The organism is Variovorax sp. UMC13, assembly GCF_014170375.1.
Taxonomy (GTDB): Bacteria; Pseudomonadota; Gammaproteobacteria; order Burkholderiales; family Burkholderiaceae_C; genus Variovorax.
On sequence record NZ_LZZW01000033.1, the window covers coordinates 27,442 to 54,178 of the forward strand.

Genomic DNA, 26,737 nt, shown 5'->3' on the forward strand with positions numbered 1-26,737 from the left:
GTGTCATCTCGTCATCGCGCGCGCAATGATTTCCTTCATGACCTCATTCGCGCCGCCGTAGATGCGCCCCACGCGTGCATCGGTGTACATGCGCGAGATCGGGTATTCGCTCATATAGCCATAGCCGCCGTGCAGTTGCAGGCACTCGTCGATCACATGGCTGGTGGTCTCGGTGATCCACCACTTGGCCATGGCGGCCGTGGGCACGTCGAAGGTGCCGGCGACCAGCCGCGCCACGCAGTCGTCGACAAAGGTGCGCGCGATCGTGGCGCGTGTCTGGCATTCAGCCAGCTTAAAACGCGTGTTCTGAAGATCGATCAGCGGAGCGCCGAATATCTGGCGCTGGGTGGTGTAGACCAACGTGTCATCGACCGCGCGCTGCATGGTCGCAGCCGAGCCCACGGCCAGCAGCAGCCGCTCGCGCGGTAGTTGCTGCATAAGTTGCGCAAAGCCGCGGCCCTCCTCTCCGCCAAGCAGGTTGGCCACGGGCACTCGCATGTCGCTGAAGAACAGTTCGACCGTGTCCTGGCCCTGCTGGCCGATCTTGTCGAGCAGCTTGCCACGACGGAAACCAGGCAGGTCGTCGGTCTCGATCATGACCAGGGACACGCCCTTGGCACCGGCCTGCGCATCGGTCTTGACGGCCACGCAGATCAGCCCCGCATGCAGACCATTGGTGATGAAGGTCTTTGCGCCATTCACCACGTAGTAGTCGTCATCGCGCACCGCGCTGGTCTTGATGCGCTGCAGGTCAGTGCCGGCACCGGGCTCGGTCATGGCAATGGCAGCGACCAGTTCGCCTTTGGCCATGCGCGGTAGCCAGCGCTGCTTCTGCGCCTCGCTGCCGTAGGCCAGAAGGTAGTGCGCCACGATGCCGCTGTGCACGTTGATGCTAAAGCTGTTCATCAGCGCGCGCATCTGCTCCTCGCAGATCACGGCCTCGTGCAGGAAGCTGCCTCCGCCGCCGCCGTAGACTTCGGGAATGCCGGCGCATAGCAGGCCGAGTTCACCGGCACGACGCCAGATGGCACGGTCGGCGTGCTTCTGCTCGCCCCAGGCATCCTGGTGCGGCACGCATTCGGTGTGGAAGAAACGCCGCGCGGTTTCGCGCAGCATCTGCAGTTCGGCGTCCATCCAGGGACGCGGGGCCGGCACGAGACTCATGGTGGCGGCCTCAGGGACGACCGCCGCCGCACACCAGAACCTGGCCGCTGACGTAGTTCGATTCAGGAATGCAGAACATGTAGACCGCCCCAGCCGCCTCTTCTGGCGTGCCGCCGCGGCCCAGCGGAATCAGCGACTCTGCATTCTTCAGGATCTGCGGATTCACGCCCACCTTGATGCGACGGCCGTCGATATCGATGCTCGCGTCAGCCTGCGCGTCGGCTTCGGTCAGGCGCGTCTTGATCAGGCCGAAAGCCACGCTGTTCACGTTGACCTTGTAGCGGCCCCACTCCTTGGCGAGCGCCTTCGTCAATCCATTGATGCCTGCCTTGGCAGCCGCGTAGTTGGCTTGGCCCGCGTTGCCGTAGACGCCCGAGGTTGACGAGATGTTCACCACCTTGCGGAACACCGGCGTACCGAGTTCAGCCTCCTTCTTGGACGATTCTCGGATAAATTCGGCCGCTGCGCGCAAGATGCGAAAAGGCGCCGTGAGATGCACCGCCAAGATGTCTTCCCACTGCTCGTCGCTCATCTTCTGGATCACGTTGTCCCAAGTGAAGCCGGCGTTGTTAACGATGATGTCTATGCCGCCGAAGCTCTCGAGCGCAGTCGACACGAACCGCTGGCCGAAGTCAGCCTGCGTGACGCTGCCGATGCAAGCCACGGCCTCGCCACCGGCAGCGCGCACCGCCGCCACGACTTCATTCGCAGGGGCCGCGTCGAGATCATTCACTACGATGCGAGCGCCGTCGCTGGCCAGCTTGAGTGCGATCTCGCGGCCGATGCCGCGGCCCGAGCCCGAGACCAGTGCCACCTTGTTCTTGAGTTTCTGCATATCTTGTGTCTCCGATGTGTTTTCGTTCGAATGTCAGGTGAGTGCGACGACCGCATCGCCGGCCAGCCGGGCGTGCCCGTCCTGATCTACAGTCTCCAGCGCCAGGCGCACGCGGCGCTCGCCGTCGACCACCAGTTTTTCGGTCACGGTTCCGCGGCAGTGCACACGGGTTCCCAGCTGCGTGATCGCGACGAAGCGCACGCCGTACTCGCGCAGCGCGTGCTGCGGCACCCAGTTCGTCAACAGTCTCCCCAGGTAGGCCATGGACAGCATGCCGTGCGCGAAGACGTCCTTTTGGCCGGCCGCATGTGCGAAGTCGATGTCGACGTGGATAGGGTTGTGATCGCCAGATGCGCCGCAGTACAGCGCAAGCGCCAGGCGCGAGATGGGTTCGGTCTCGAAGGCCGGTAAGGCGTCGCCGACCTGCAGCGCGTCGTAGTTCGGTAGTGATTTCATGGCGGTCTCGCTCCTCATCCGTTGCGCATGACGGTGACGGAACGCAGCTCGGCAACGAGCGCTCCGTGCTGGTTGCTCACTTTCGTCCGCCGCACCACGAACTCCAGGGCACCGCCCTTCTTGTCATAGATATCCTCGATGCGCTGTTCGAAGCGAAGCACGTCGCCAGCATGCGCGGGTGCGTAATAGACGAAGTGCTGCTCGCCATGGAGCAGGCGCCGATAGTCCAGGCCCAGCAGCTCGCGCACGGCGGCGGGGTTGGGCGCATCCATTTCCAGGCAGAACAGGAAGGTGGGTGGCACCTGCATGCCGGGATGGCCGGCCTCGCGCGCAGCGGCTTCGTCGCTGTATATCGCTTCGGTCTGGCCGATGGCCTTGGCGAAGAAGCGCAGGCGGCTGGCCTCCACAGGCACGCTGAAAGGCGCGAGCGCATGGCCGATGTAGCGGCGATCGATCATTGGCGTCTCAAGCGGCTTGATACAGTGTCACGACGCACGCACCGCCCAAGCCCAGGTTGTGCTGCAGTCCGAACCGCGCGCCCTCGACTTGGCGCTGGTCGGCTTGGCCGCGCAGTTGCCAGGTCAACTCGGCGCATTGCGCCAGGCCCGTAGCACCCAGCGGATGCCCCTTGGACAGCAGGCCGCCGGATGGATTGGTCACTACCCGTCCGCCGTAGGTGTTATCGCCTTCGAGGATGAACTTCTCGGCCGTGCCTTCTGGCGTCAGGCCTAGGCCCTCGTAGGTGATCAGTTCGTTGGCGGTGAAGCAATCGTGCAGTTCGACCACGTCGATGTCCTCCGGGCCGATGCCTGCGGCTTCGTAGACCTGCTGAGCGGCGGCCTTGGTCATGTCGTAGCCGACGACCTGGCGCATGTCGCCGGCGTCGAACGTGCTGGGCATGTCGGTGGTCATGGCCTGCGCGGCGATCGACACGCGCATGTCGAGACCGTGGCGGCGCGCAAAGTCTTCAGAGCACAGGATGGCGGCGGCCGCGCCGCAGGTCGGCGGGCAGCATTGCAGTCGCGTAAGCGGGTCGAACACCTTGGGCGATGCCATCACCTCGTCGAGCGTCACGGTGTCACGGAACACGGCCATCGGATTGCGCGCCGCGTGCTGGCGGGCCTTGACCGAGATGCGGGCAAAAGTGTCTGGGCGGATGCCGTGCTGCTTGATGTAGTCGCGGCCGGCGCCGCCGAACAGCTGCGCCGCGCGCGGCGCGGTGGGCTCGTAGCCTTGCAGCGTGGTCATGGTGTCGGCGAAACGGGCCATCGGCGAGGGACGGTCCTCGTAGGCACCCTTGAGCGCACCCGGAACCATCTGCTCAAAGCCGAGCGCGATCGCGCACTCGACCATGCCGCTCTCGACCGCCTGGCGCGCCAGGAACAGCGCGCTCGAACCGCTGGAGCAGTTGTTGTTGAGGTTGAACACCGGCACGCCGCTCAGGCCCACACGGTAGATCGCAGCCTGGCCCGCGGTGGAGTCGCCGTAGACGTAGCTCACGTAGGCCTGCTGCACTTCGCTGTAGGGCACGCCTGCGTCATCGAGGGCCAGCCGTGCGGCGCGCTCGCCCATCACAGTGTACGGGTCGCTCTTGCCAGGTTTGCTGAACGGGATCATGCCGACACCGGCTACGAAAACTTTGCGTTTCATCTCGGACTTTCCTTGAGAGTCGCCACCCGCGGTGGCATGCCTCAAGGATCGATCAACGCGGTTGCGCTTCCAATGGCGCAGACGACCAACTTGCTTGGCTGAAACTGCCAGTTTTGCGGATCAGCGTTCACGCAGTCGGGTCTGACGGTATTCACCGGGCGCGACGCCTGTCCAGTGCTTGAATGCACGATGGAAGGTACTGGCCTCGGAGAAGCCCAGCTGGCTCGCGATCTCGGGCAGTGTGAGTTCGGGCCGCGCGAGGCATTCGATGGCGGCGTCGCGTCGCAAGTCATCCTTGATACCGCGAAAGCCCTGGCCCTCGTCGCGCAGCCTCCGGCGCAGTGTCTGCGGCGTCATGGCCAGGTGCTTGCCAATGGCTTCCAGCGAGGGCAGCTCGCCAGCCAGATCGCGGCGCAGGATGCGACGGATGCGCTCGGTCACGCTGGTCTGATCGCGGTACTTCACCAGCAGGCTGGCCGGCGCCTGACGCATGAACTCGCGCAGACTCTGCTCGTTCTGTACTACCGGCAGCTCGAGCCAGCGTGCATCAAAGTGCCAGCCAGTACACGTCGCCGCATCGCTCACCGGGGCCTGGAACAAAGTGGCCGCATCGCTGTGCAGTCCATGGCGCGAGAGCGGATAGTCCACCGCGATCAGCGGCACGCGGCGCGCCACGAGCCACGAAGCCAAGCCGTAGGCGAGGAAACAAAAGGCGCGCTCGGCGTACGCCAACGCGGGCGTGAGCGCGGTGCGCGGCACCAACCGCAGGCCCGCCACGCCTTCGCTCACATGCAACCGCGGCGTGAAGTCAGTGATCAACAGCCGGTAGTGCCGCAGGCCGACCTGCATCGCCTCGCCCAGCGTGCGCGCCGCCAGCAGCATCTGGCAGCACTGCACGAAGCTGCCCAGCGGCAGCGGCCGGCTGCACAGAGCCCATAGCTCGTCACGCAGGGTGCGCCGCAACACGAAGATGAGTGCTGCGTATTGCGCCTGCGTCACGCGCGACAAGGGCGAAGCGAGCAGGGCCGGAGGGATGCCTGCGCGTTGCAGCAGCGCCTGCACGTCGATCCCACGGTTGCGCGCGCCGAAGAGAATCTGCTCGACCTGCTGGATCGCGATGGTGTGGTGGGTGAAGTTGGCGGCGGTCACTGTGGTGCAAGTCACGGGGTGAAACCCCGCTTTTTACCTCACGACGCCCTCAGCCTCGAGCGCCGCCACGGCCTGCGCGTCATAGCCCGCCTCGGCCAGGATCTCGCGGTTGTGCTGACCGGGCAGGGGCGCGGGCCGCCGCACCGAGAAGGTGTAGTCGGTCATCTTCACCGGGCACGCGATCTGCACCGCACCGCCCTCCTCCTGCGGTGCAATCACGAGTCCGCGCGCTCGGAAGCGCGGCTCCTGCAAAGCTTCCTCCAGGCGCAGCACTGGCGAGACGCAGCACTCGGTGCCGTCAAACTTCTGCTGCCAATGGGCCATCGTCTGGGAGCCGATGATCTCGATGAGCTCCGCTCGCACCGCATCGTTCTGCGCCGCATCGGCGGGCTGGTGCAGCGCCTGCAGGTCGGTGCGGCCGATGACCTGGCAGAAGCGATCCCAGAACTTGCGCTCGAGTGCACCCACGGCCAGGTGACGCCCATCGCGTGTGGCATACACCGCATAGCATGGCAACCCCCCCGACAGCTTGTCGGTGCCGGCCGGCCGGGTCTGGCCATGCACCGCCAGCGTGACCATCGGCACCACCGCGTGCGCCAGCATGCTGTCGGCCATCGCGATGTCGACATGGCGGCCGCGACCGGTGCGCGCGGCGTCGAAGAGCGCGGCCAGTAGGCCCATGGCCGAGGTCAGAGAGCCACCGATGAGGTCGGCCATCGGAATGTTCGACAGCGCGGGCGCGCCCCCGCGCTGGCCGACCTGGTCGGTCACGCCGGTCACCGCGCAATAGTTGAGGTCATGGCCCGGTTCGTCGCGCGCAGGGCCAGTCTGACCGTAGCCAGTGATGCTGCAGTAAACGAGCTTCGGGTTGATGCGCGCGAGCGCCTCGTAGCCCACGCCCAACCGGTCGGTTACGCCAGGGCGGAAGCTCTCGATGAGCACGTCGGCATCTCGCGCCAACGCATGCAGCACGGCTACGCCCTCGGGCTTCTTGAGGTCGAGTCGCAGCGCGCGTTTGTTGCGGTGGACAAGGCCGCGCAGGGCCGGTGCTGCGTAGTCGCCGGCGCCGGTATCCTCGATCTTGATCACGTCTGCGCCCATGTCTGCCAGGTGCATAGAGCAGACCGGCCCCGGCAGCAGCCGGGTTAGGTCCAGCACGCGAATGCCAGCGAGCGGGGGCGAATCTGTCTTGAGCAGCGGCATCCGATGGGCGGTCATTTTTTCTGAGTTGGCATAAGGGAACCCCCAGTCTAAGAAAGCACTTTCATGACGGCGATGGCCGATTGAATGAATCAGATTGGCCGCAATGATCAAAGTGCCCTCTGGCAGCAATCCAGGCCGACCTCTTGTAGAGGCCCATGACCGTACCGATCTCGTTAGCGTCAGAGATACAGATGCCATGAAGCTTCGCGCGTACTCGGCTGCCGTTTTTCTACAACGCGGACGTCAAGAATCCGATGATTCCTCAAGGCGCTCAATCTCCCGGCACCTCAATCAAACATGCTGGTATGTGCGCTCACCAAAGCTTCAGCGGCTCCAGGAAGTTATCAGCTGATCTTTTTGGTTAGATTCATCGACCAGTAAAAGTATCCCAAAGTTGACTTGCAGCAGATCACTCGCCTCAGCCTCAATGCTCTGCACAGCATCCTTGGGAATTCCCTCATGCGGAGCTTACTCATGGAATCTAGATTAACGGCGACTGGCTCACCACTTTGCGTAACCGGGCCTCTTCAGCCAGCACAAACCGCTCGAAATCGGCCGAAGACATCGGCCGCGCCGGCAGATCGCCCAGCCCCTGCCTCAGCGCATGGAACGCCGCGTCGGCCAGTAGCACCTGTACGGCGCCTTGCAGCACCGCCGCTACCTCCGGCGCGAGCCCTCTAGGCGCTACCAAGCCAGACCAGATTTCGAACACCACGCCCTGGAGCGCCCGCCCTTCATTCACGGCAGGCGTCTGGGGACTGGCTGGATCCCGCATAGCTGACAACGTCCCGAGCACGAGGTGACCCCACTGCCGGGCCTGATTCAAGGCTGCGGGCAGAGGCACCATCGCTGCATCGATGCGCCCGCTCGCCAGATCGATCATCAGCTGTGCACCACTCTGGTAGGACAAGTGCAGCAGTTGTACGTCTGCGGCCTTGGTCAGCGCCTGCGCCGCCATGGCTTGGAGCGATTGCCGCCCCGTCGCGCCGATTGAAAAGCGCCCCGGCAGGCGTCGGGCTTCGTCGATGAATGCATCGATGCTCTGCACCCCCAAGCCGGCGCGCACGACCAGTGCCATTGGGGCACGGCCGTACATCGCGATCAACGAAAAGTCCGAGGCCTGGTAACCCCATTGGGGGTTCACTGCCGGGGCGACTACCAGCTCACTAGGGGTTCCAAACATCAGCGTGTAACCATCCGCCCTGGCCCGCAGCAGCCGCCGCGCCGCCAGACCGCCCGAAGCGCCCGGCATGTTTTCCACCACCATCGGCTGCGCCAGCTGCATCGCCATTGCAGCCGCCATACGGCGCGCAGTCGTGTCAGCTTCGCCGCCCGCGGCGTAGGGCACGACCAGCGTCATTGGCCGCCCAGGAAAGGCCGAGGCGGCGCCGGCCGAGGCAGTGCATCCTAAACCGCATGCGCCGAGGGTGAACAGAAAAGACCGGCGCTCGCATTGCTTTGTCGCAGTAGGCAATTGCCCCCTCATGTCGGCACCCATTGCCGCAGCCCCTGAATCGTTCGCGCAACGGCCGACGCCGGCTGCAGCATAGCGTCGGCACGCGCCACGATACCCAGTGGGGCCAGGGACACAGCTGCCGTACGCAGCACGGCAATCCGCCCCTCGTTGACGAAAGGCCGAATCAGGTTGAAGGGAGTCAACGCAAGCATGTCGCTGTGGGTTAGCAGCGCATGGCTCAAGAGCACCGAGCGGGTAGACATCTGGCAGGTCGACGGCGTGCCACCCAGCCGCGCGAACAACTCGGCGAACTCATGCGGCGCGATTCCGGTCAACGGCGGCGTGAGCCAGATGTGCGTAGCGAGCAGCCGGTCGGGCACGGGGTCAAGCGCGGCCAGCGGGTGGTCTGCACGCGCGACCACCACGAAGCGGTCTTCGAGTACCGGCATGAAGACGTGGCCGCCGGGCAGCGAGGCAGGCTCGCGGCACAGCAGCAGGTCGGTACTGTCGCGCTCGATCAGGCCGAGGATGTCGTCGGCCGAAACTTCCTGGATATCAAGCGCGATGTCCGGATACACAGCACCAAAGGGCGGCAGTGCCGACGTGAGCCAGCCCGCCACAGCCGCGCCGATGGCAGCGATGCGCACCAGCCCACGCGTGCCGCCCTGCAGCGCCACGACGGTGAGCGCACATGCCTGCATCTGCCGCAGCGCGTTACGCACCAAGGGTAGCAAAGCCATACCCAACGCCGAAGGACGCATCCCGCGCGCATGGCGCTCAAACAGCGGCGCACCCAGAACCGACTCAAACTCGGCGAGCGCTTGAGTAGCGGCTGGCTGGCTCAAGCCAAGAGCCGATGCTGCCTTTTGCAGGCTTTTCAGCTCGGCGATGTCCACCACCAGCTGCAGGTGTTTGATGCGTGCGCGGCCGACCAGACGCGAGAAGAGTTGGGCAGGCAGCACTGGATGCATTGATTATTCGAATGCCTTTGAGCATAAATGAATTTGACCCGTTCGCCCATCTTCTTAAGACTCGCGACACGCAGTCGGATTCCGCAGAGACCCTATCTGGACATCAGATCGCCGTTCGCGCACCAACCGACGGTACTTCCCAAACATCGGATACAGACTCAATGAAGATCCCCAACTCCGTCGTCCGTAGATACGGCGCGCTGCACCTTCCCGCCTCGCTCATGCTCAGCGGCGCCCTCCTGGCCTGGGTGGGCGCTGCAAGCGCTGCCGACACACTGGACACGATCTGCCGCACCACGGAGGAGTGCCAGGCACAGGTGGCCCGCCTACAGGGTACGGTGAAAGGTGAGGCGACCAGCGCGCTTTCAAAGCAGCAGGATGTCTTCTACTGGTTCGGCCGCATCAACATGGCCTCGACCGTTGTGCACGCCGAACAAGGCATCATTCCGGCATCGCTGGCCGGGCGCATTGCCCGCGGCGTCAGCTACTCCGTCGACCAAGCCGCACAACCCGGGGGCAAGAGACCGACGGATGTGCTGCAGGTCGAGAAAATCATCACGGACCAGGTGGGACCCCAAGGCACTTTGATCCACACGGGCCGCAGCCGACAAGACATTCACTCGACGCTGAACGCCGCGCAACTTCGCCTGGAAGTGTTGGACTACGCCGATGCGCTGGACGCGGTGCGGAAGCGGCTGATCGATCTAGCCGGCAAGCACGTGGACACCTACGTGCCGGCCTACACCAACGGCGTTCAGGCCATGCCCATCAGTTATGCGCATTACCTGCTCGCCTTTGCGGACTCCTTCGAACGCGATGCCACGCGCATCCGCGAGGCCTATGCGCGCCTGAACCTCAGCCCCATGGGCACGGCAGTGTTGGCCAACTCGAGTTGGTCGGTCAACCGTGAACGGCTGGCGGCGCTGCTGGGCTTTGACGGATTGATCGTCAATTCACTGGACGCTGGCCAAATCAGCACCTATGACGTGCCGCTGGAGGCAACGGCCATTGCCAGCTCCACCGCGATCCGGGTCGGCGCCTTCCTGCAGGATGTGCATGTGCAGTACCACCAAACACGCCCATGGTTGCTGCTAGGTGCGAACAACACCTACACCAGCAGCGCCATGCCCCAAAAGGCCAATCCCGGAGTCATCCAGAACACGCGCGCCAAGGCGACCGACGTGGTGGCCTCGGCACAGGCCGTGACGCTGCGCGCGCACAACGTGACGCCAGGGATGATCGATTACAAAAACACCGCCAGCGCATCAGGCGCCAAGACCTTCGTGCTCGGCGTGGAGATGCTCCAGCAGTTCGACGGTGTGCTGGGCGCGTTGCAGATCGATCCAGCCCGCGCATTGGAAGAACTTGAGTCCGATTGGATCACCTCCATGGAGCTGGCTGAAACGCTGCAACGCACGCACGGCGTACCGTTCCGCGTCGGCCACCATTTCGCATCCGAGATCGTGGTGTATGCGCGCAACCAGAATCTGCGACCCAAGGACTTCCCGTACGCGCAGGCACAGCGCATTTATGCCGAAGCCGGCAAGAAGTATCAGTTGGCCCAGTCAGAACTGCCGCTGGACGAAGCCACCTTCCAAGCCACGCTCTCGCCCGCCAACATGGTCCGCACACGCACCGGCACTGGCGGACCGCAGCCCGCAGAAGTGCGCCGTATGCTGGCCGCGGCCGGCGCAGCGCTGGTGCGTGATCAGGCTTGGGTCAAAGCTCGTCGCTCGCGGCTGATGGAAGCGGAAGCGTCTCTGAACCGCAGTTTCATCGAGTTGACCCGCAAGCCCTGAAGGCAACCCTGTTCAGACAGCCTAGAGCGGAGATCCGACCGGACTGCTTTGTCGGTTGTCTTCGATGGCCAGTCCGATGAACCCGCGAACCAATAGGTCGTACTTGATCTGCTCGAACATCCTCAAGCTCATGATGAACCCCGCCGCTGGCAGGGACGTGACCCTTGGCCACTACGTGGGAAAGGGTGAGGCTGCGGTGCGCGCGGGCTGGTAGACCGTGGCCGACTATGTAGAAGGGGCTTTGGCTCATCGACCATCGTCAGCACCGCCCCGTTGACGCGCGGCAACACGCGCCTGTCCACAACGACGAAGTCCGGGGTTGCAAGATTAGTTGATCTCGATCTCGGTGGCCGTTGAGATGCAGCTCGGCGAACTTACACGGAGGCCGTCGCTGACAACCTCTGTGTGGGCTGCCGCCTCGCTGCTATGGCGGAGATAGAGCGGGTCAGTGCTCCGCATGGCCGACCGTATGTTCTAGCGAGATGAAGACAACAAGAGTTGGCCATCAACGACTCGGCTTGCTTGGTCAACTTCCTACGGCGGCAACATCCAGAGCCTCAACCGGATGCCTGTCCTATCAGTAGCAACGCGAGTGATGTATTCCCGATCAACACACGCGAAAGCTGAACTCTTCATGGGCACGAAAAACACTCAAACAGTCCATCATCTTCCTTGACGGGCGCATGACATCTATGCACACATTCAACTCATAGATGTTCGTGGAGTTCACACAGCTGATGAGTGAACAGCCAGATCGAGAGTTATCGTTTATAGCTGGAGTTGTGAACGAACCAACAATCTGTTTGTACGTCGGCGGAGGCAGAGACCTCGGTGGCTAGGCGAGTTAGCCACGGAGTCATCACCCTCGGCTCACATGGCGATCTGATCTCCACCCTCGCCCCATCCTCGCTTTCAGCGCGCCTCGATCTCGAGGCTGTCCACCGTCGCTGGGAGTCATTCACGCCGTACAGCATTTAAGTCCTCTTTCAGAGAAGAAAGCCACTGGTCAACGATCCTGTGAATCGTCGTCAGTGTGATCCGTGACACATCGACCTCGAAAAACATGTCTCGATGAAACAAAATGCTTCTTATTATTACGGCGCGACACATCTAAGAATGCCGTCCCGAGAGAGCCGCCGATGAGTTATGCAGGAAACAAGACGCCCCCGGGGAGCAAACCGGCCACACCGGAAGGTCGAATGAGTTTGAACGATGCGAACATGGACTGTTCGTATGGGTCCCGTGCGACCGCGCATTCAAACACCACTGTTGTCCGTAACGTCATCGCACCCGCACGTGACATGACCCCAGCGATTGCTTGGCTCTCCCTCGCAAACGTCGTAATTCGCGCATTCTTCAGTGCCCCGAAAGTGCCAGCCAAGCATGCGGCGGAAGTTGGCAGGGAATGGGTTGTCGTGACATTCGGCAACTGCACTCGACTCTTTCTGTTCTCGGGAAATCAACGAAATCCTGCTGCTGCCTTTAGTCGGGACCTTGCCGATGCCATCCAACAAGAAGCAGAAGGGAAACAGACTACTGTTGCATTGGATTCGATGGGCAGCAAGATCGCACAACGGCGAGATCACAACATCTTCCTACGATCACTGAGAGTCAGCACCGCCCTTGAAGGCGGCCAATATTTCCGAGCAAATGCAAATTCAGAAGGCCTGCTCAGTGAGTCTCAGAAGAGATTCTCCACCTCGGCAGCGTTGAGTTCATGTGGGCTGCGTTGCAGGATAAGCGTACAGACTTCAAGAGCTTGCAAAGAGACTGCGTGGCGCAGACGACGGCCACTCTTCGTACCCGATGCAGGCCGCTTTCGAACACCCCCTTCAGCAATTGCGAATTGCTCTAACGGCAAGGCACCGGCAGGATGCCCGGCATACCTCTCCCCTTCCCTGCCTTGCGCCCCTCGACAGCGTAGCTTGCTCATGCTCGCAACGAACAAATCGCTCTGATACAGCTTCTTCCTAAATCACCGGTCAATGATCAACAAGTTGACGGCGGCAAAAAGTGTGATCGTCAACTTCCAAAGATCACATGAATTTTAGGAAGTATTTCTCGCACGTCGCCACCTCAATCGGCAGGTCTCGCAAAACCCCTTACTCCCCCACCATGTATTTGCACCCACTCACCCGCCATCTCCCGCAATTCGAACGCGACGATCTGCAAAAGCTTGTCAGCATTAAATCATACAAACGCAATCAGCGCTTGCTGGCAAACGGAGAAAAATCCGAAAGAATACTCTGTGTGGCCTCAGGATTGCTAAGAGTCTCTTTGGTGTGCAATGATGGTGGCGGAGAAGTAATAACAGACTTTGTTCGACGAGAGGAATTCTTCCTTCCCCAGGTTTTGCAGAACGATGACTTTGACAGTGCAGCAACAGTCGTTGCGGCCCTGCCATCAGATGTCTATGAAATACCATTATCCGCAGTGCGAGCGCTATGCATTAAGTATCCTTATTTTACGATCGGATTGCTTGAACATGAGTCGAAAAGACTTGGCGCTCTACGCATGCAACTGCAGCGAGTAACCACTTGCCCCACGGAAAAACTTATAGACTGCGTAATGCATGAACTTGCCAAAATCGCCCCTTCGGAGGGCGGAGGCTATGACAAGCGCATCAGCCAAGCGAATATTGCATCGTACGCAGGAGTCTCACGCGAAGTCGTGAACAAAAAAATGAAAAGCATCGAGAGCCGAGGTTTGGAAATTAAAGGATAAGGTGGCTTCGCTTCCCCTCGAATTCCCAACAACATAGTTATCCCCTGACAGCAGCGAAGCTATTTGAAGGGCCACATCCGATCGACCAGGAAATTCCTGCTCGTTTCTCAAAGCACCCAAAACAGTCTAAAACGCATTACCCCAGCGTACAGTTTCGGAAATTTCGCTGCAGGCCGATACGCGGGACTAAACCATGAAAATTATGAAATATGGCTGCGCTTGCAGGCCGCCGTCATTGGAACGAATCCAACGCCGTTACTGGATGAGACTCTTGCCGGGACTGCGCGCATACCATTGCAACATCTGCGGCGATAGTTACTTGGCCTCCAAGCGAGAAATAACAAACACTTTGATCACGCACAGGAAAAGGGCGTTTCATAAAAAGACTCAATCGGGTGAAATCTGAATTTTTCGCCCCACAAACCTCAGTCGCATTCCATTTTTTCACTCTACAGCCAAAAATGAACGAAGAAGTTATACTGGCTATTGTAAATATGGGAGGGCAAGCCCCTGAAATCGAAGGGAGCCAATCCGTGCGGATGGTTGCCGATTTCTACCGGCGTCTCGACAGGCCTTATCCCGATTAAGCGTTTATCGAAATCACTGATCGCTATTGGCGCAACAGTGTGGCGTTTTGCCGATAGAGACTTTTCTGTAGCGCACACTGACACTGCACACTCTGGCACTTGAGTTGTGCGGGCAACCAATTTATACTCATCTCACGCACTCCGGAAATCCACAGGCCAGCAAATCCAGTCGCATTCCGAATCGAAGCCATCTTCAGTACAGTGTTGCAGAAAGCGCAACTGCCATTGACATTTAAGAACATTACTTAGCTCGATCGCTGCCATTTCGATCGTTCGTAAGACTTAGATTTGCGCGCGAAATTTTGGGTCGCACTGATTTTTTTGATTTCTCGATCAGCTTATCAAATGCCGCAATCGAGCTTGGCTTCCCGAACAGCCATCCTTGGGCAAACTGAACTCCATTTTTGAGTAAGATCTCCGCTTGCAGTTGCGTTTCAACACCTTCACCAACCATTTCGAACGATATTTTTTTGGCCAAAGCAAATATCGCGAGTGATACTTCAGACGCTTGGCCATGGCCTACAGCGGCGTGCACAAAGCGTTGATCAATTTTAAGAAGATCGGCCTTGGTGCAGGCTAGTACATCTAGGTTGGCGTAACCAGTGCCGAAGTCGTCAATTGCCACTCGTATTCCAAGGGTTCGGATCTGAGAGATCCTCGCATCCAGGCCTTCATCTGCGAGACTTGTTTCGGTGACCTCCAGCCAGAAGCAAGTCGCCGGAAGGCCGGTCACTCCAAGCAGTTCGGTAAGGAGCTTCAATGCCAGGCCTGAGGTCAGATCCAATGCCGAAAAATTAATGCTGATGTGCATGTCCAGATGCGTTCGAAGGAACAGTGCAGTGTCCCGAGCTACGAGTTGTACAACGCGACGTGTCACGAGCGGCATAAGCCCTGCACGCTCGGCTACACCAATGAATCGATCGGGCGGCACGAGCGTGCTGCCCCGCTTCCATCGGATCAGAGCCTCTGCGCCAACATATTGCCCACTGCGCAAGTCGACGATCGGTTGATACTCCATGTAAACACGATCAGTTTGTAGCGCGCGGCGAAGGGCAGCCGGTATGGATGTAAAGGTACGCAGAGAGTAGAAGAGGAGAATGGAAAGGCTCAATCCGAGCAAAGCACCCCATGGAAGAAAAAAAGCTGCCGCGTCGTAGATGCTGGCCTGCACTCTTGCTGAGGGAATGTCCACGAATGCAAGATAATCAGTATTTTCTGAAGCACTTACACCTCGCACCCCGGCCCCATCAAAAAACAAGGAGAACGCTCCACGTTCAGTTTCCTTCTGACTGTTCGGAGCAGATGCTCCTCGAAAGAAGACGACCGGGCCTCCGTCTTTGATGCGGGCGCCCAGCGACATGTCTAGCAGGGTCGGCAAAAACAGGGAAGCCACTCCGCTGTGCACAAACACCACAACATTACCTTGCAACACGGCGAAGTATTCATGGCCATCGCGCGTCGGTTTGGCTCCTAGATGGAGTTCCCGACTTCCTTTGACATGGTCAGGTGGCTCGAGAAGATAGCCATTGGTACCGGGTCCGAAAGTAGAGCACCGAACGTGATTATCGCCAGGAGCCACACGTCCGATGGCTCCGATGTAGCTATAGCGCGATTGAACCGCCGACATGAGCGCGATGTCGTTAGCGTCACAAATTTTGGCCGGATCGACTTCAACGCTGGCTGCGGCGATGGCATCGTCAATCTGAACGGCGATAACCTCGACGCGTCGAAGTACGCTAGCTGATAGTTCTTCCGCACGCCCCTTCGCTTGCTGCACACCCTGCAGACACGCCAACCATATCGCGCCGAGGAGGCAAACAGCAAGAACGCACAAGCAAGCTAGGGCAGCAAGAGCACCGCCCGCGGGTAAAGCGGTTTTGCATGCGGCCACGAACTTCCGAAAAACTCTAGCCTGTTGTAGGTTCGACGCCTTGTCAGGCCCTTGCATCGCAGCGGCTCCCGCGGACACGCTCGGTCGAACAAAAATAGAAAAAGGCCATGACGATCAGGCTGGCACGCCCTGTATGAGTGCAGGATTAGGGCGAAGTAGGCCCAAAAGATCTCACCGTGCTCCTTCGATGTCTAGTTCAACTCACCAAGCGTAGCCCAGTTGAACACGTGTCGCAATCCTGCTGGTGCCACTGGTCGTCGGGCCCGAGATTCCCACTCCCACATTCAAGGCATCGCTGACCTGGTAGCCCCATGCGGCACCCACGGCGCTCTGACCAGAGTAAGCACCCAAGGCAACGCCTGTCCAATGCTTTCCTGGCGCAAGCGCCGGCAACTGAGGCATCGCCAGCGCAGCAGCCACACCCTTGGCCGCGAAGGTCTTGGCTTCTTGAGTTGATGCGTCTACAGCGTGCTGCACCTGCCCCAGGTTGGCAGCATCGGTTGCCAACGTACCGGGCGCTACGTTAGCGATCTGACGTGTGAGGCCCGATGCCGCATTCCCCACCGACACGGTGTTGTCACGGGTTGCAACGGATCCTTGGCCCAGCGCAACGGAGTTGGAACCAAGGGCCAGCGTGTTTGCGCCCAGGGCCACAGAGTTGTTGCCCGCAGCGATCGCATTGTTGCCCACTGCAGTGGTTGGATCCGCCAATGCTCTTGCGCCTGCACCGATCGCTACGGAACCAGCGAAGTTAGCCTGCGCGCCATTGCCGATCGCAGTTGTATCGTCCCCGTTGGCGCTGGCGTTCGGACCAACAACTGTTGCTCCTGTGCCCGTGGCCTTGCTGCCGGTGCCGCAGGTGACGTTTCCGCCATTGAAACTGCACAGTCCGTTCTCGAAGGCCCTGTTCATGACATCTTGCAGCGCCGTCACTTGCTGAGTCGTGAAGACGTTGGCGGTCACGACCGCCACCTGCTGTGCTTGCTGCACCTGTCCAAAGTTCGCCGCATCGGTGACCGCAACGCCTGCGCGCACGTTACGGATCGTCGTTCCTGCGCCGCCGTTCGCATTGAGTTCGAGTTGCGTACCGCCAGCGGCGTACTGCGCAGAGTTCCGCCCCAGGCGCTGAGCATCGTCTGCCGTGACCTGCGCTGCGTTTGCAGAGGATTGCGCTTGGTTGGCGGCACCTAATGCGGTGGTCGCTGTACCCTGCGCCGTGGCTGCAGCACTCACACCGGCATTGGCCGTGATCTGCGCAGCGTTGGCAGCGCCCAGTGCTGTGTTGGCTGTCCCCTGTGCTGATCCTGCGGCGCCAAAAGCCGAATTGGCTGTGGCCTGCGCGTTGTTGGCAGCGTTCTGAGCTGAGTTGCCGACTCCCAGCGCAATACCCGCGACGGCGTTGGCGGCGTTCGCCGCCTGATGCGCGGCACCCGCGGCGCTATAAGCAGCGCCTGCCAAACCCAGGGCACCGTCGGCCGTGCTTTGTGCAGTGCCCGCCGCGTTCTGCGCTGCTTGCCCAACGCTCAATGCCGTGTCGGCCGTGCCTTGCGCCGACCCAGCAGCGCTTGCTGCCGTGTTGGCAGAATTCTGTGCTGCGCTTGCAGCAGTCTGGGCCGAATTGCCCACCCCCAGGGCGATGCCCGCGAGATTGCTGGCGTTGCTCGCAGCGTTCTGCGCAAGGTTGGCGCCGCTGTATGCGGCGCTTGCCAACCCGAGCGCGCCATCGGCCGTGCTTTGCGCAGCGCCGGCTGCGTTCTGCGCTGCTTGCCCAACGCTCAACGCCCTGTCGGCCGTACCTTGCGCCGACCCAGCAGCGGTTGCTGCTGCGCTGGCAGAATCTTGTGCCGCGCTTGCAGCAGTCTGGGCCGCAATGCCCACACCCAGAGCCATGCCCGCGAGATTACTGGCGTTGTTTGCAGCGTTCTGCGCCAGATTGGCGTTTCCGTAGGCCGCGCTCGCCAAACCCATTGCCCCATCGGCCGTGCTTTGGGCTGTTCCGGCAGCATTCTGGGCTGCGGTACCAACTCCCAATGCCGCTTCCGCAGACGACTGGGCCGCGCTCGCGGCAGCCGAAGCTGCATTCGCGACAGAGAGCGCATTGCCAGCGGCAATCTGCGCTGTGCCGCCTGCGTTCAACGCGAGTGTCGCAGTGCTCTGCGCCGAAGAGGCCGTGCTCTGTGCAGCGCTGGCAGCGTTGTTTGCCACCGCTGCAAGACTCAAAGCATCATTGGCAGCGCCTTGCGCCTGAGTTGCCGCGGCCCGGATATCGTAGGCCTGTCCGCCGTTGATGACATCTTTGCTGCCCGGGGCGATATTTCCATCGCCCACTTGAACGAACCACGCCGGCGTGGGCTCAGCAAGAGCTCCGGTCATGACGGTCGCGACAATCGCGCCAAGAATACTACGAACAAAGCGGGGCCGATGTGAGTGAGAAACGCGAACGTGAGACGACAAGGATAACTCCAGATCTAGTAGATTTTTATAGAGAAGTGAACGCCAAGGTTGGTCGCACTTCCAGCATTTCCGATGCCAGTCAGAAATGTACTTTTCGAAACAACAAAGAATCTACTAAATCATCTGCTGTGTGATTGAGATCACACAATCTCGAGCGCTTGCCGAAAACTGCTAATCTCGACTCTTTCTTCCCCGATACCGACAACACTCGGTGGATAAATTTCCCGCGTTAAGCGATGGCTAAGGATTTGATTAGTAACGGCTTAGTGCCGCGAAAAATGGCAAGGCATCATTGCTGGCACGGCTCTCAAGCATCAGTTCCTTCAGAGCGTGGCAGCTTCGAAAAATCCGGAGGCCAGTGCGAGAGTAGACGTCATAACCATCCATCCTTACACTCGAGGCACCAACGTTAGAGCCTCAACACGCTTAAAGACCGAGTGTCAGCGAAATGAAGAATGGACACACCGCCATCAATCTCCATTCATATGCACAAGAAGTGCTTAAGAGATTGGCGAACCACGCGCTTAATGAATCGCCCCAGCTTTCAAGGAGGCCGGTTGGTTTAAGTCAGACCGCCACCGCGGTGGCCTGACCGGCGAGTTGCCGGTAGTAGTTTGCCTCGGCTTCTGCCGGCGGGATGTACCCGATGGGTTCGAGCAGGCGATGGTGGTTGAACCAGGACACCCATTCGAGCGTCGCGAACTCCACGGCTTCCTTTGTTTTCCAAGGTGCTCGGCGATGGATGAGTTCGGCCTTGTAGAGCCCGTTGATGGTCTCGGCTAAGGCGTTGTCATAGCTGTCGCCCTTGCTGCCCACCGAAGGCTTGATGCCGGCTTCGGCCAGCCGTTCGGAGTACCGGATGCTGACGTATTGCGACCCTCTGTCGCTGTGGCATATCAGGCCCCCATCGCGCTCGGGTTGCCGGGCATACAGGGCTTGCTCCAGCGCATCGAGCACGAAGTCCGTTCGCATTGAACTGCTCACGCGCCAGCCGTAAGCGTCCGGTGAACACGCCCTTGACGCGCGCGTCAGGCAGCTGATGGCAGAGGCTGCCACCGATGTGGCAGTAGTTCGCCGACGAGGCGAGCTTTGTGCGTCGGCAAGCGCTGCAGCACATCCTTCAGGTACGCATGCGGGTCGAGCCCGTTGAGCTTGGCCGACTGGATCAAGCTCATCACGGCCGCGGCGCGTTGACCCGCGCGCAGCGAGCCAGCGAACAGCCAGTTCGAACGCCCGAGTGCGATCGGCCGGATCTGGTTCTCCACCCAGTTGTTGTCGATCGGGAGCTGCCCGTCGTCGATGTAGTGCGTGAGCGCAGCCCATCGCTTGAGGCTGTAGTCCAGTGCGCGCGCCAGCCCCGTTCCGTCCGTCGCGCGCAGACGTTGCGCGAGCATCCAGGCGTGCAGCGAGTCCGCCAGCGGGCGCGCCTTCTCTTGTCGCAGCCGCAGTCTCTGGCTCGCATCCAGGGTCCGCGCTTCGCGCTCGATCTCGTAGAGTTCGCCGAAGAACCTCAGGGCCTGCTCGGCCACCGCACTTCCGGTGTTCGCATGCAGCTCGAAGAACTTGCGCCGAGCGTGAGCAGCACAGCCCACCTCCGTCACGCCCTGCGCGAAGCTGGCTTTGTAGCCGCTGAAGTCATCGCACACCAGCTTGCCGTGCCATGGCTGGTTGTCTTGCTGCAGGAACGCACGAGCGTGTTCGCCCGCGCGGCTCAGCGCGAAGTCATAGACGACGGCCTTGAGGTCTTCGAACACGCCTGGGCAGTACGCCCAGAGGTAGGCACGGTGCGTCTTCTTCTTGCCCGGCGCCAGCATCGCCACAGGTGTCTCATCGGCATGCAGCACGCTGTGGCCCAGCATCTCGTCCTTGAGTGCATCCACTAAGGGCTGCAATTGAACGCCGCAGGCTCCGACCCACTCGGCCAGCGTCGAGCGCGACAGCGCCATGCCTGCCCGCGCGAAGATGCTCTCCTGCCGGTACAGCGGCAGGTGGTCGGCGTACTTGGCCACCAGCACCTGGGCCAGGAGGCCCGCAGTGGGGATGCCCTTGTCGATCACCTGCGCGGGAACCGGCGCCTGAACCAGGGTCTCGCACTTGGCGCAGGCCCACTTGCCGCGGATGTGGCGCTCGACCGTGAACACACCAGGCGTGTAGTTGAGCTTCTCGCTCACGTCCTCGCCGATGCGCTTGAGGGCGCAGCCGCAGGTACAGGTCGTCGATGCCGGCTCGTGGCGATGCTCTGTGCGCGGCAGGTGCACCGGCAGCGGCGCGCGCCTCGGCTGTCGCGGCGCATCGTCGGATGCCGCTGCGGGCCTGAGTTGCTCGAACTCCAGTTCGATGGCCGCGATGTCGGCCTCGATGGACTCGTCCAGCAGGCTCTTCTGCGTTGCGTCCAGCTGCTCGCTGCGGGCGCTGAACTTCCAGCGCTTGAGCACCGCGATCTCGTGTGTGAGCTGATCGATGCGGGCCTCGCTCCACACGAGCTTGCGGTCCTTCACCTGCATCTCGCTGTCGGTGTGCGCGATCTGCGCCAGGCGCTGCGCAATCTCGGCGTCCTTGCCGGCGATGACCGCATCGCGATCGTCGATCTCCTTCAGAAGGCTCTGCGCCAGAGCCCGAAGCTGCGCCTCGCCAAGACCTTGCAGTTGATCGCCGCTGAACATGAGCAGCAGTGTGCCGAACTCGCCTGCGCCCCTCCATCCGCGAACGCCCCAATTGCCCGCCCCTGGCTACACCACGCGGATCACGCTGGCCTCGCCCAGGCGCTGCCATGGAAGGCCCAGTATCAAGGCATCGAGTTGCTCGCGCGTCATGGCCATCGACGTTGTGCCCAAGCCCGTACTGGCCCAGAGGAACCGGCCCTGGTGCAGCCGCCGTGCGCACAACCAGACGCCGATCCCATCATGCACGAGCACCTTCAGGCGATTGGCACGACGGTTGGCGAACAGGTAGGCGTGATGCGGACGCGCTGCGCCGAACACCCTCACGACACGACCGAGCGCCGTGTCGGTGCCGGCTCGCATGTCCAGGGGTTCCACAGCCAGCCATACCGCGTCGACGCGGATCATGTCCGGCTCACCGCAGCACCTCGCGGACCCATGCTGCACAAGACGCAGCGCCGGCCATCGGCCAGCTGACCTTGACCGTGATGGCGCCGCGGTGCAGTTCGATGGCGATGTCACTCGCCGCCATCGGCGCTTGCGCGGCCAATGGCACCGCGACGAACTCGAGGGCAGGATTCGACGTGGGAGCTTGCGACATCCCGGCCAGGCGGCGCCACTTGTGCACGAGGTTGGCGTTCAGGCCGTGAGCCAGTGCGATGCTGGCAACGGAGGCATGCTGCTGCGCGCATTCGGCGAGGACTTGTGCCTTGAGCGCGGCGCCATGACGCCGCCGTGAGGATTGTTTGGAGTCTTCCAGGGTGTCCACCTAACTTGTGTTGGTGGACACCATCCTTGCCGCGACAGCAACCGCATTCAAGATGGGATGGCCGGACGCTTACCGCCAGCCCACGATGCGACGGGCGAACACGTCGATGACGAAGGCCACGTACAACCAGCCCTGCCAGGTCGAGACATACGTGAAGTCGCTGACCCACAGTTGGTTCGGTTGCTGCGCCCTGAACTGCCGGTTGACCCTGTCCATCGGGCACGCGGCCTTGGCATCACCGACCGTGGTTCGCACGACCTTGCCACGCATCACGCCGCGCAACCCCAGCTTGCGCATCAATCGCTCGACCGTGCAGCGGGCGACGGCCACGCCTTCGCGTACCAGTTGCCGCCACACCTTGTCGGCACCGTAGACCTGCATGTTGGCCTGCCAGACACGCTGAATCTGCTGCGCCAGCACCTCGTCGCGATGCGCTCGGGCACAGCGTTTGTGGGGCTCCCGCAGCAGCGCTGCATGGCGTCGATACGCTGACGGGGCGACCTGCAAGACCTTGCAGAGCGGCTCGACCCCGAAGGTATCGCGATGCTTGTCGATGAAGTCCCTCAGGACTTGAGCCGGCGGTCGAGCTCCGCCTGGGCGAAAAACGCGCTGGCCAGCTTCAGTATTTCGTTGGCCCGGCGCAGCTCCTTGTTCTCGCGCTCCAGTTCCTTCATCCGCTGGGTCTCACTGGTCGTCACGCCTTCGCGCACGCCCGCATCGACTTCCACGCGTTTGACCCACTCGTGCAGCGTCTGCGGCACGCATCCGATCTTCGGTGCAATGGACTCGATGGCCGCCCACAACGACGGGTACTCCCCACGGTGCTCCTGCACCATCCTCACCGCGCGCTCGCGCACCTCGGGTGAGAACTTGTTCGACTTGCTCATGGCTCAATCCTCTCAGAGTGTTGAGCCTCCTCAAAAAACGGGGCGATTCATAAAGGCCACGATTGGTCACCAACTAGAAAATACCAACAGCAGATCGAGAAGGAAGGAGCGACGACCGCTCTATGCTCTCGCATGCCGACGAATCACAGTTCAAGTTGCACTGTCAACACAGCGCATGTATTTGAAGGCCAACTTAAAGATCCACTTCAGCTGCAGTCGAGTTACAGCCGAAATTTTCGGTCCGCGCCTGACGAGATCGGTTGCTCTTCAGTCCTTTGCTAGGGCGACCGCTTCGTCCTCAAAGAGAACTGGGCTTGCCTCTTCGCCACAAGGCCATCAGGAGCGCATCGCTCACCATTCGAGCCTGCATGGTGTCGCTCATCGACCAGCCCACAATACGACGCGAGTACAGATCCATCACCGCTGCTGCATAGAGCCAGCCCTCTGCCGTCCAGATGTAGGTGAAGTCTGCAACCCACTTCTGGGTGGGCTCCAGCGCACCGAACTCGCGCTGCAGGTGGTTCGGTGCAATGTGGTTCTCCAGCCTGCTCGCGGGGTCTCCAGGCAGCCTGCGGCGCTTGCGCCTGGCTTGCAGGTTCGCCGCCTTCAGGTCGTGCCATACCCGCGTACTGCCGTAGGTGCGGTCGCTGAGCTCGAAGCTCTCCCGAATGCTGCGTGTGAGCCTCGCATCGGTCTGGCTGTGCTCGCTGGCGGCACGACCGAACCATTCATAGAACCCGCTGGGCGAGACGTTCATCGCCCGGCACATGACCCGCGTAGGCCACACGTCGCGATGGCGAACGATAAAGGCGCACTTCACTGCGGGTCCCTTGCAAAGTAGCCGAGCGCTTTTTTTAGGATGTCGCGCTCCGTGGTGACCCGACGGAGTTCCCGTTGAAGGCGCTCGACCTCAGATGCTGATTCGCTGCGCAATGGCTTGTTGGGTCGCATGTCGAGCACACCTCCATGCTCCTGGCTGACCCACCGACGCAGCACGCTCTGCTCGATGCCGAGGTCCAGCGCAATGTGCGTGACCTTCGCTCCATGCTGCTTGACCAGCTTCACCGCTTCCCGCTTGAATTCGTCCGTAAACGTTCTTCTCGTCCTTGGCATGTCTGCCTCCTAAACACATCATGTCATTCGATGTGTCCGGGAAACCGGGGGAAGCCCAGCAAGCCGCGGATCCGCCACGGCTTCGACCGCGCGGCATATGCACCGCGCGCGGATCAGATCCTGATGCCCGATGTCGCGTGCTTCACCAGTCCCGAGGCGTACTGCGCTACGGCACTTCACGAGCTCGTGCACTGGACCGGACATCCTGATCGCCTTGGACGCAACTTCAGCCAGCGCTTCGGCGATGCGGCCTACGCCTTTGGGGAGCTGGTGGCCAAGCTCGGCAGCGCCTTCGTGCTGGGGCACACCGGGCTGGTCGAGGCGACGATCGAGGGGCATGCGGCGTACCTCGACCATTGGCTTCAGGTGCTCCGCAACGATCGCACGGCAATCTTCACAGCTGCGCCGCACGCTTGCCAGGCGTTCGAATACATCCTGGCAAGAGAGATGCCGTCTCACGACCATGCGCAATGTCCCGCGACCGACGAGCAGATCGATGGAACGCGACTCCCGTGGCCTCAGATCCGCAAGTCACTACACTCCAATGTTTAACTCTTCTGTTGTCGATGTCTAAAACTTACGCTCAACTCGCACGCGAGATCGCCGCACTTCAAGCTTTTGCCCAACGGCAGTTGGCCATCGAGTCCAAAGGTGTCGTCGCTAAGATTAATGAGCTGATCGCCAAATACAACCTTTCAGCGGATGATCTCAAGTTCTCGCCGAGCCCAGCGTCGTCGGTGAAGCGTGCGACGTCTTCCAAGGGGGCGAAGGGAAAACGCGCTGCTGGTGCAAGGGGCGCGCGGTACGGTGACGACAAAGGCAATGTCTGGGGCGGACGAGGCCCACGGCCGGCTTGGTTACGCAGCGCAATTGCTGCGGGTCACCCTATCGAGAGCTTCTTGACGGGCACGAGGCAGGCGCCTGCAGCGTTGCCGGCCGTAGCAGCACTCCCCGTAAAGAAGATTTTCGCCAGAAAGGTTGCCGCGAAGAAGGTCGCTGTAAAGTTCTCTGTATCCGGGCGGGCCGCCAGCAAGCCGGTGCCGCCTTCGAAGGCGGTCTCCAAGCCGTCGAGCCCTGCTGCATCCGCCACGACGACCGCAAAGACGTCAGCTGCTAAGAAGCCCGCAGCCAAGAAACCAGCCGCGTTGCCCGTAACGCCGACAAAGGCTACCTCCAAGAAGTCGCCTGTCAAGAAGGTCGCTACGGCGAAACCTGTCAAGCAACCTGCTGGGAAGAAGTCGTCGCCCGCGAAGAAGTCAATACCGGCATCCAAGACGGCGAAGCCTGCATCGACCGTGGAGAAGATCTCGGCCGTCAAGCTGTCGGTCGCGCCGGCGCCTTTGTCCGACGCGTCGACGACCGCCATCGCCTGAGTGGGGCGCAGTGCTTCGCGCCGCAAAAGCGCGAGGCTCGCCGCTCAGGTAAGAGCTCTTGCGGCTCGGTTGCAGCACTACAGCGGCTAGCGCCGCAGTCTGAACGTAATTGTCTAACGAAGGCCGTCGTTGCATGATGCGCAGGCGGCGGGAAGCATCTGACCTGACCCGCAGACCCGCTTGGGAGGTATGCGCTAAAAGAGATGGGGCGCACCAGTCAAGGATGGTATGAGCTGGCCCCTTGAATGACAGGACACGATCTATCGCTTATCTTTAAAGATAGGAGTAGGACTGTGAGTACGACTAGGAATACGGATACCGTCGAAGTGATCATGAGGGACCAGCGCCGCAGGCGCTGGTCCCTTGCAGAGAAGGCCGCGCTGGTTCGTCGAAGCTACGAACCTGGCATGAGCGTGTCGCTCGTCGCACGCCAGGAAGGCGTTGCCGCCAGCCTGCTGTTCCAGTGGCGCAAGCTGGAGCGGCAAGGGGCGCTGACGGCTGTATCGGCGGGCGAGGCTGTGGTGCCGGCTTCGGAACTGGCAGCCGCTCGTGCCGAGATCGTCAAGCTACAGCGCGTGCTTGGCAAGAAGACGCTAGAGAACGAGATCCTCAAGGAAGCCGTGGAGTACGCTGCAGAAAAAAAGTGGATTGCGCGCTCGCCCTTGCTGGCCGGGGACGGCCAGTGAAGGCCGTCTGCCAGGCCCTGGGGTTGGCGCGCTCGAACATTCATCGCTTGCAAGCTCGCCCCGAGTCCTGAATCGACGCCCGGACACGACGCACGGCGCCTGTAAGCGACGTGGCCTTGCTCGACGAGATTAAGGCCCAGATCATCGAGTTGCCGACCTATGGCTACCGGCGTGCCTGCGCATTGGTGAACCGGCATCGAGCCACCACCGGTGCGCCGCGAGTGAACGCCAAGCGCATCTACCGCGTGATGGCGGCTCATGCATTGCTGCTACCGAAGGCGCCGAGACGGCGCCAGTCCAGCCGGCCCCATGAAGGCAAGGTAGCCGTCGCGCACAGCGACATGCGCTGGTGCTCGGACGGCTTCGAGATCAAGTGTGATTCGGGGCAGACCGTGACCGCGACCTTCACCAAGGACTGCTGCGACCGCGAGATCCTGGCCTATCGGGCATGGGAGGGCAAAGGGCTGCCGGGCGAGCCGGTGCGCGAAATGCTCATCGAGGCCGTGGAGAAGCGCTTCGGCGGCGTCGAGGGTGTTCCCAGTACCCACGCCTTGGAATTCCTCTCGGACAACGGGGGCGCGTACATCGCGGCCGATACCCGGCAGATCGCTCGACAACTGGGCCTGAAGCCAGTGAACACGCCTGTGTGCAGCCCGCAGAGCAACGGCATGGCTGAGAGCTTCGTCAACACCTTCAAGCGCGACTACGTCAGCCGCATGGACCTCGCCAATGCGAAAACGGTGATGGCGCAGATGGCCGCGGCCTTCGAGCACTTCAATGAGGTGCGCCCGCACTCGGCATTGAAGATGAAATCACCCAGGGAGTTCAGGCAGCATCGCGCTGCCCAACAGCGTCTTGCTCAGATCGAGCAGGCGCTACATTGCGAATAGCCCGTGTCCTGAAATACGGG

At 61.4% G+C, this 26,737-nt stretch carries 20 protein-coding genes, 4 pseudogenes and 1 other annotated feature; of the genes and pseudogenes, 5 read left to right on the forward strand and 19 right to left on the reverse strand.

Annotated elements, in window-relative coordinates; genetic code table 11:
- Nucleotides 1–3 precede the first annotated feature (3 nt).
- The 9 genes from A9977_RS28315 to A9977_RS28355 all read right to left on the reverse strand — a co-directional run bounded on the left by A9977_RS28315 (nt 4) and on the right by A9977_RS28355 (nt 8,884).
- The gene (locus A9977_RS28315; protein WP_183028149.1) at nt 4–1,164 is read right to left on the reverse strand and encodes an acyl-CoA dehydrogenase family protein; all 1,161 of its coding nucleotides are present in this window, start codon (nt 1,162–1,164) and stop codon (nt 4–6) included.
- Nucleotides 1,165–1,174: 10 nt separating this feature from the next.
- Complete coding sequence (locus A9977_RS28320; RefSeq protein ID WP_183028150.1) at nt 1,175–1,999, reverse strand: SDR family NAD(P)-dependent oxidoreductase; 825 nt, start codon at nt 1,997–1,999, stop codon at nt 1,175–1,177.
- Nucleotides 2,000–2,032: 33 nt separating this feature from the next.
- Nucleotides 2,033–2,455 carry a MaoC family dehydratase gene (locus tag A9977_RS28325; protein WP_183028151.1) on the reverse strand — a complete coding sequence of 141 codons (423 nt, stop codon included), beginning with the start codon at nt 2,453–2,455 and terminating at the stop codon, nt 2,033–2,035.
- Between the two features lie 14 nt (nt 2,456–2,469).
- Complete coding sequence (locus A9977_RS28330) at nt 2,470–2,913, reverse strand: MaoC family dehydratase N-terminal domain-containing protein (protein WP_183028152.1); 444 nt, start codon at nt 2,911–2,913, stop codon at nt 2,470–2,472.
- A 7-nt stretch (nt 2,914–2,920) separates the two neighbouring features.
- Complete coding sequence (locus A9977_RS28335; RefSeq protein ID WP_183028153.1) at nt 2,921–4,105, reverse strand: lipid-transfer protein; 1,185 nt, start codon at nt 4,103–4,105, stop codon at nt 2,921–2,923.
- Nucleotides 4,106–4,225: 120 nt separating this feature from the next.
- On the reverse strand, nt 4,226–5,269 hold the full coding sequence (locus A9977_RS34700; protein ID WP_310936214.1) for an AraC family transcriptional regulator: 1,044 nt from the start codon (nt 5,267–5,269) through the stop codon (nt 4,226–4,228).
- An 18-nt stretch (nt 5,270–5,287) separates the two neighbouring features.
- Nucleotides 5,288–6,457, reverse strand: coding sequence for a CaiB/BaiF CoA-transferase family protein (locus A9977_RS28345; protein ID WP_183028154.1), 1,170 nt, complete (start codon nt 6,455–6,457; stop codon nt 5,288–5,290).
- Between the two features lie 481 nt (nt 6,458–6,938).
- Nucleotides 6,939–7,817 carry a tripartite tricarboxylate transporter substrate binding protein gene (locus A9977_RS28350; RefSeq protein WP_183028155.1) on the reverse strand — a complete coding sequence of 293 codons (879 nt, stop codon included), beginning with the start codon at nt 7,815–7,817 and terminating at the stop codon, nt 6,939–6,941.
- Between the two features lie 122 nt (nt 7,818–7,939).
- A complete protein-coding gene (locus A9977_RS28355) occupies nt 7,940–8,884 on the reverse strand; it encodes a LysR family transcriptional regulator (RefSeq protein WP_183028156.1) in 945 nt (314 codons plus the stop codon).
- A gap of 161 nt (nt 8,885–9,045) precedes the next feature.
- On the opposite strand from A9977_RS28355, the gene A9977_RS28360 reads away from it, so the two are divergent.
- Together A9977_RS28360 and A9977_RS28365 are read left to right on the forward strand one after the other, a co-directional pair.
- The gene (locus tag A9977_RS28360) at nt 9,046–10,683 is read left to right on the forward strand and encodes an argininosuccinate lyase (RefSeq protein WP_259652192.1); all 1,638 of its coding nucleotides are present in this window, start codon (nt 9,046–9,048) and stop codon (nt 10,681–10,683) included.
- Nucleotides 10,684–12,798: 2,115 nt separating this feature from the next.
- Nucleotides 12,799–13,407 (forward strand): Crp/Fnr family transcriptional regulator, encoded by a 609-nt coding sequence (locus A9977_RS28365; RefSeq protein WP_183028157.1) that lies wholly within the window; start codon nt 12,799–12,801, stop codon nt 13,405–13,407.
- An 828-nt stretch (nt 13,408–14,235) separates the two neighbouring features.
- On the opposite strand, the gene A9977_RS28370 is transcribed toward A9977_RS28365, so the two are convergent.
- The 9 genes and pseudogenes from A9977_RS28370 to A9977_RS28410 all read right to left on the reverse strand — a co-directional run bounded on the left by A9977_RS28370 (nt 14,236) and on the right by A9977_RS28410 (nt 23,720).
- A complete protein-coding gene (locus tag A9977_RS28370) occupies nt 14,236–15,771 on the reverse strand; it encodes an EAL domain-containing protein (RefSeq protein ID WP_183028158.1) in 1,536 nt (511 codons plus the stop codon).
- A gap of 315 nt (nt 15,772–16,086) precedes the next feature.
- Entirely contained in the window at nt 16,087–18,258 is a 2,172-nt protein-coding gene (locus A9977_RS28375) for an adhesin (RefSeq protein ID WP_183028159.1), read from the reverse strand.
- Between the two features lie 648 nt (nt 18,259–18,906).
- Nucleotides 18,907–19,341, reverse strand: a pseudogene (locus A9977_RS28380) (DDE-type integrase/transposase/recombinase); the annotation flags it as partial.
- A 26-nt stretch (nt 19,342–19,367) separates the two neighbouring features.
- Nucleotides 19,368–21,002, reverse strand: a complete 1,635-nt coding sequence (gene tnpC / locus A9977_RS28385) for an IS66 family transposase (RefSeq protein WP_183028160.1) — start codon at nt 21,000–21,002, stop codon at nt 19,368–19,370.
- Nucleotides 21,003–21,068: 66 nt separating this feature from the next.
- Nucleotides 21,069–21,407, reverse strand: coding sequence for an IS66 family insertion sequence element accessory protein TnpB (tnpB, locus tag A9977_RS28390; protein ID WP_183028161.1), 339 nt, complete (start codon nt 21,405–21,407; stop codon nt 21,069–21,071).
- A gap of 7 nt (nt 21,408–21,414) precedes the next feature.
- Nucleotides 21,415–21,768 (reverse strand): IS66-like element accessory protein TnpA, encoded by a 354-nt coding sequence (gene tnpA, locus A9977_RS28395; protein ID WP_183028162.1) that lies wholly within the window; start codon nt 21,766–21,768, stop codon nt 21,415–21,417.
- Nucleotides 21,769–21,840: 72 nt separating this feature from the next.
- Nucleotides 21,841–22,655, reverse strand: a pseudogene (locus tag A9977_RS28400) (IS3 family transposase); the annotation flags it as partial.
- Nucleotides 22,261–22,377, reverse strand: a sequence feature (AL1L pseudoknot). It overlaps the preceding pseudogene by 117 nt.
- Before the next feature lie 298 nt (nt 22,656–22,953).
- Nucleotides 22,954–23,475, reverse strand: a complete 522-nt coding sequence (locus A9977_RS28405; protein ID WP_183028163.1) for an IS3 family transposase — start codon at nt 23,473–23,475, stop codon at nt 22,954–22,956.
- Complete coding sequence (locus A9977_RS28410) at nt 23,472–23,720, reverse strand: transposase (RefSeq protein ID WP_310936215.1); 249 nt, start codon at nt 23,718–23,720, stop codon at nt 23,472–23,474. The genes A9977_RS28405 and A9977_RS28410 overlap by 4 nt, the downstream gene beginning before the upstream one ends.
- Between A9977_RS28410 and A9977_RS28415 the strand changes: the two genes are divergently transcribed.
- Together A9977_RS28415 and A9977_RS34790 are read left to right on the forward strand one after the other, a co-directional pair.
- A complete protein-coding gene (locus A9977_RS28415; protein WP_183028165.1) occupies nt 23,700–24,320 on the forward strand; it encodes a zincin-like metallopeptidase domain-containing protein in 621 nt (206 codons plus the stop codon). The genes A9977_RS28410 and A9977_RS28415 overlap by 21 nt on opposite strands.
- Nucleotides 24,321–24,334: 14 nt before the next feature.
- A pseudogene (locus tag A9977_RS34790) lies at nt 24,335–24,622 on the forward strand (H-NS histone family protein); the annotation flags it as partial.
- 26 nt (nt 24,623–24,648) lie between these two features.
- Here A9977_RS34790 and A9977_RS34505 read toward each other — a convergent pair.
- The gene (locus A9977_RS34505; RefSeq protein ID WP_259652194.1) at nt 24,649–25,134 is read right to left on the reverse strand and encodes a hypothetical protein; all 486 of its coding nucleotides are present in this window, start codon (nt 25,132–25,134) and stop codon (nt 24,649–24,651) included.
- Between the two features lie 339 nt (nt 25,135–25,473).
- Here A9977_RS34505 and A9977_RS28425 point away from each other — a divergent pair.
- A pseudogene (locus tag A9977_RS28425) lies at nt 25,474–26,717 on the forward strand (IS3 family transposase).
- The last annotated feature ends 20 nt before the right edge of the window (nt 26,718–26,737 follow it).

What these genes read in the sequence shown, in the direction of transcription:
- A9977_RS28415 (WP_183028165.1), top strand. Translation starts at nt 23,700, where the DNA reads ATGCTGCTTGACCAGCTTCACCGCTTCCCGCTTGAATTCGTCCGTAAA.
- A9977_RS28360 (WP_259652192.1), top strand. Translation starts at nt 9,046, where the DNA reads ATGAAGATCCCCAACTCCGTCGTCCGTAGATACGGCGCGCTGCACCTT.
- A9977_RS28335 (WP_183028153.1), bottom strand. Translation starts at nt 4,105, where the DNA reads ATGAAACGCAAAGTTTTCGTAGCCGGTGTCGGCATGATCCCGTTCAGC.
- A9977_RS28345 (WP_183028154.1), bottom strand. Translation starts at nt 6,457, where the DNA reads ATGCCGCTGCTCAAGACAGATTCGCCCCCGCTCGCTGGCATTCGCGTG.
- A9977_RS28365 (WP_183028157.1), top strand. Translation starts at nt 12,799, where the DNA reads ATGTATTTGCACCCACTCACCCGCCATCTCCCGCAATTCGAACGCGAC.
- A9977_RS28330 (WP_183028152.1), bottom strand. Translation starts at nt 2,913, where the DNA reads ATGATCGATCGCCGCTACATCGGCCATGCGCTCGCGCCTTTCAGCGTG.
- tnpC (WP_183028160.1), bottom strand. Translation starts at nt 21,002, where the DNA reads ATGTTCAGCGGCGATCAACTGCAAGGTCTTGGCGAGGCGCAGCTTCGG.
- A9977_RS28375 (WP_183028159.1), bottom strand. Translation starts at nt 18,258, where the DNA reads ATGACCGGAGCTCTTGCTGAGCCCACGCCGGCGTGGTTCGTTCAAGTG.
- tnpB (WP_183028161.1), bottom strand. Translation starts at nt 21,407, where the DNA reads ATGATCCGCGTCGACGCGGTATGGCTGGCTGTGGAACCCCTGGACATG.
- A9977_RS28320 (WP_183028150.1), bottom strand. Translation starts at nt 1,999, where the DNA reads ATGCAGAAACTCAAGAACAAGGTGGCACTGGTCTCGGGCTCGGGCCGC.
- A9977_RS28325 (WP_183028151.1), bottom strand. Translation starts at nt 2,455, where the DNA reads ATGAAATCACTACCGAACTACGACGCGCTGCAGGTCGGCGACGCCTTA.
- A9977_RS34505 (WP_259652194.1), bottom strand. Translation starts at nt 25,134, where the DNA reads ATGGCGGTCGTCGACGCGTCGGACAAAGGCGCCGGCGCGACCGACAGC.
- A9977_RS28315 (WP_183028149.1), bottom strand. Translation starts at nt 1,164, where the DNA reads ATGAGTCTCGTGCCGGCCCCGCGTCCCTGGATGGACGCCGAACTGCAG.
- A9977_RS28355 (WP_183028156.1), bottom strand. Translation starts at nt 8,884, where the DNA reads ATGCATCCAGTGCTGCCTGCCCAACTCTTCTCGCGTCTGGTCGGCCGC.
- A9977_RS28350 (WP_183028155.1), bottom strand. Translation starts at nt 7,817, where the DNA reads ATGACGCTGGTCGTGCCCTACGCCGCGGGCGGCGAAGCTGACACGACT.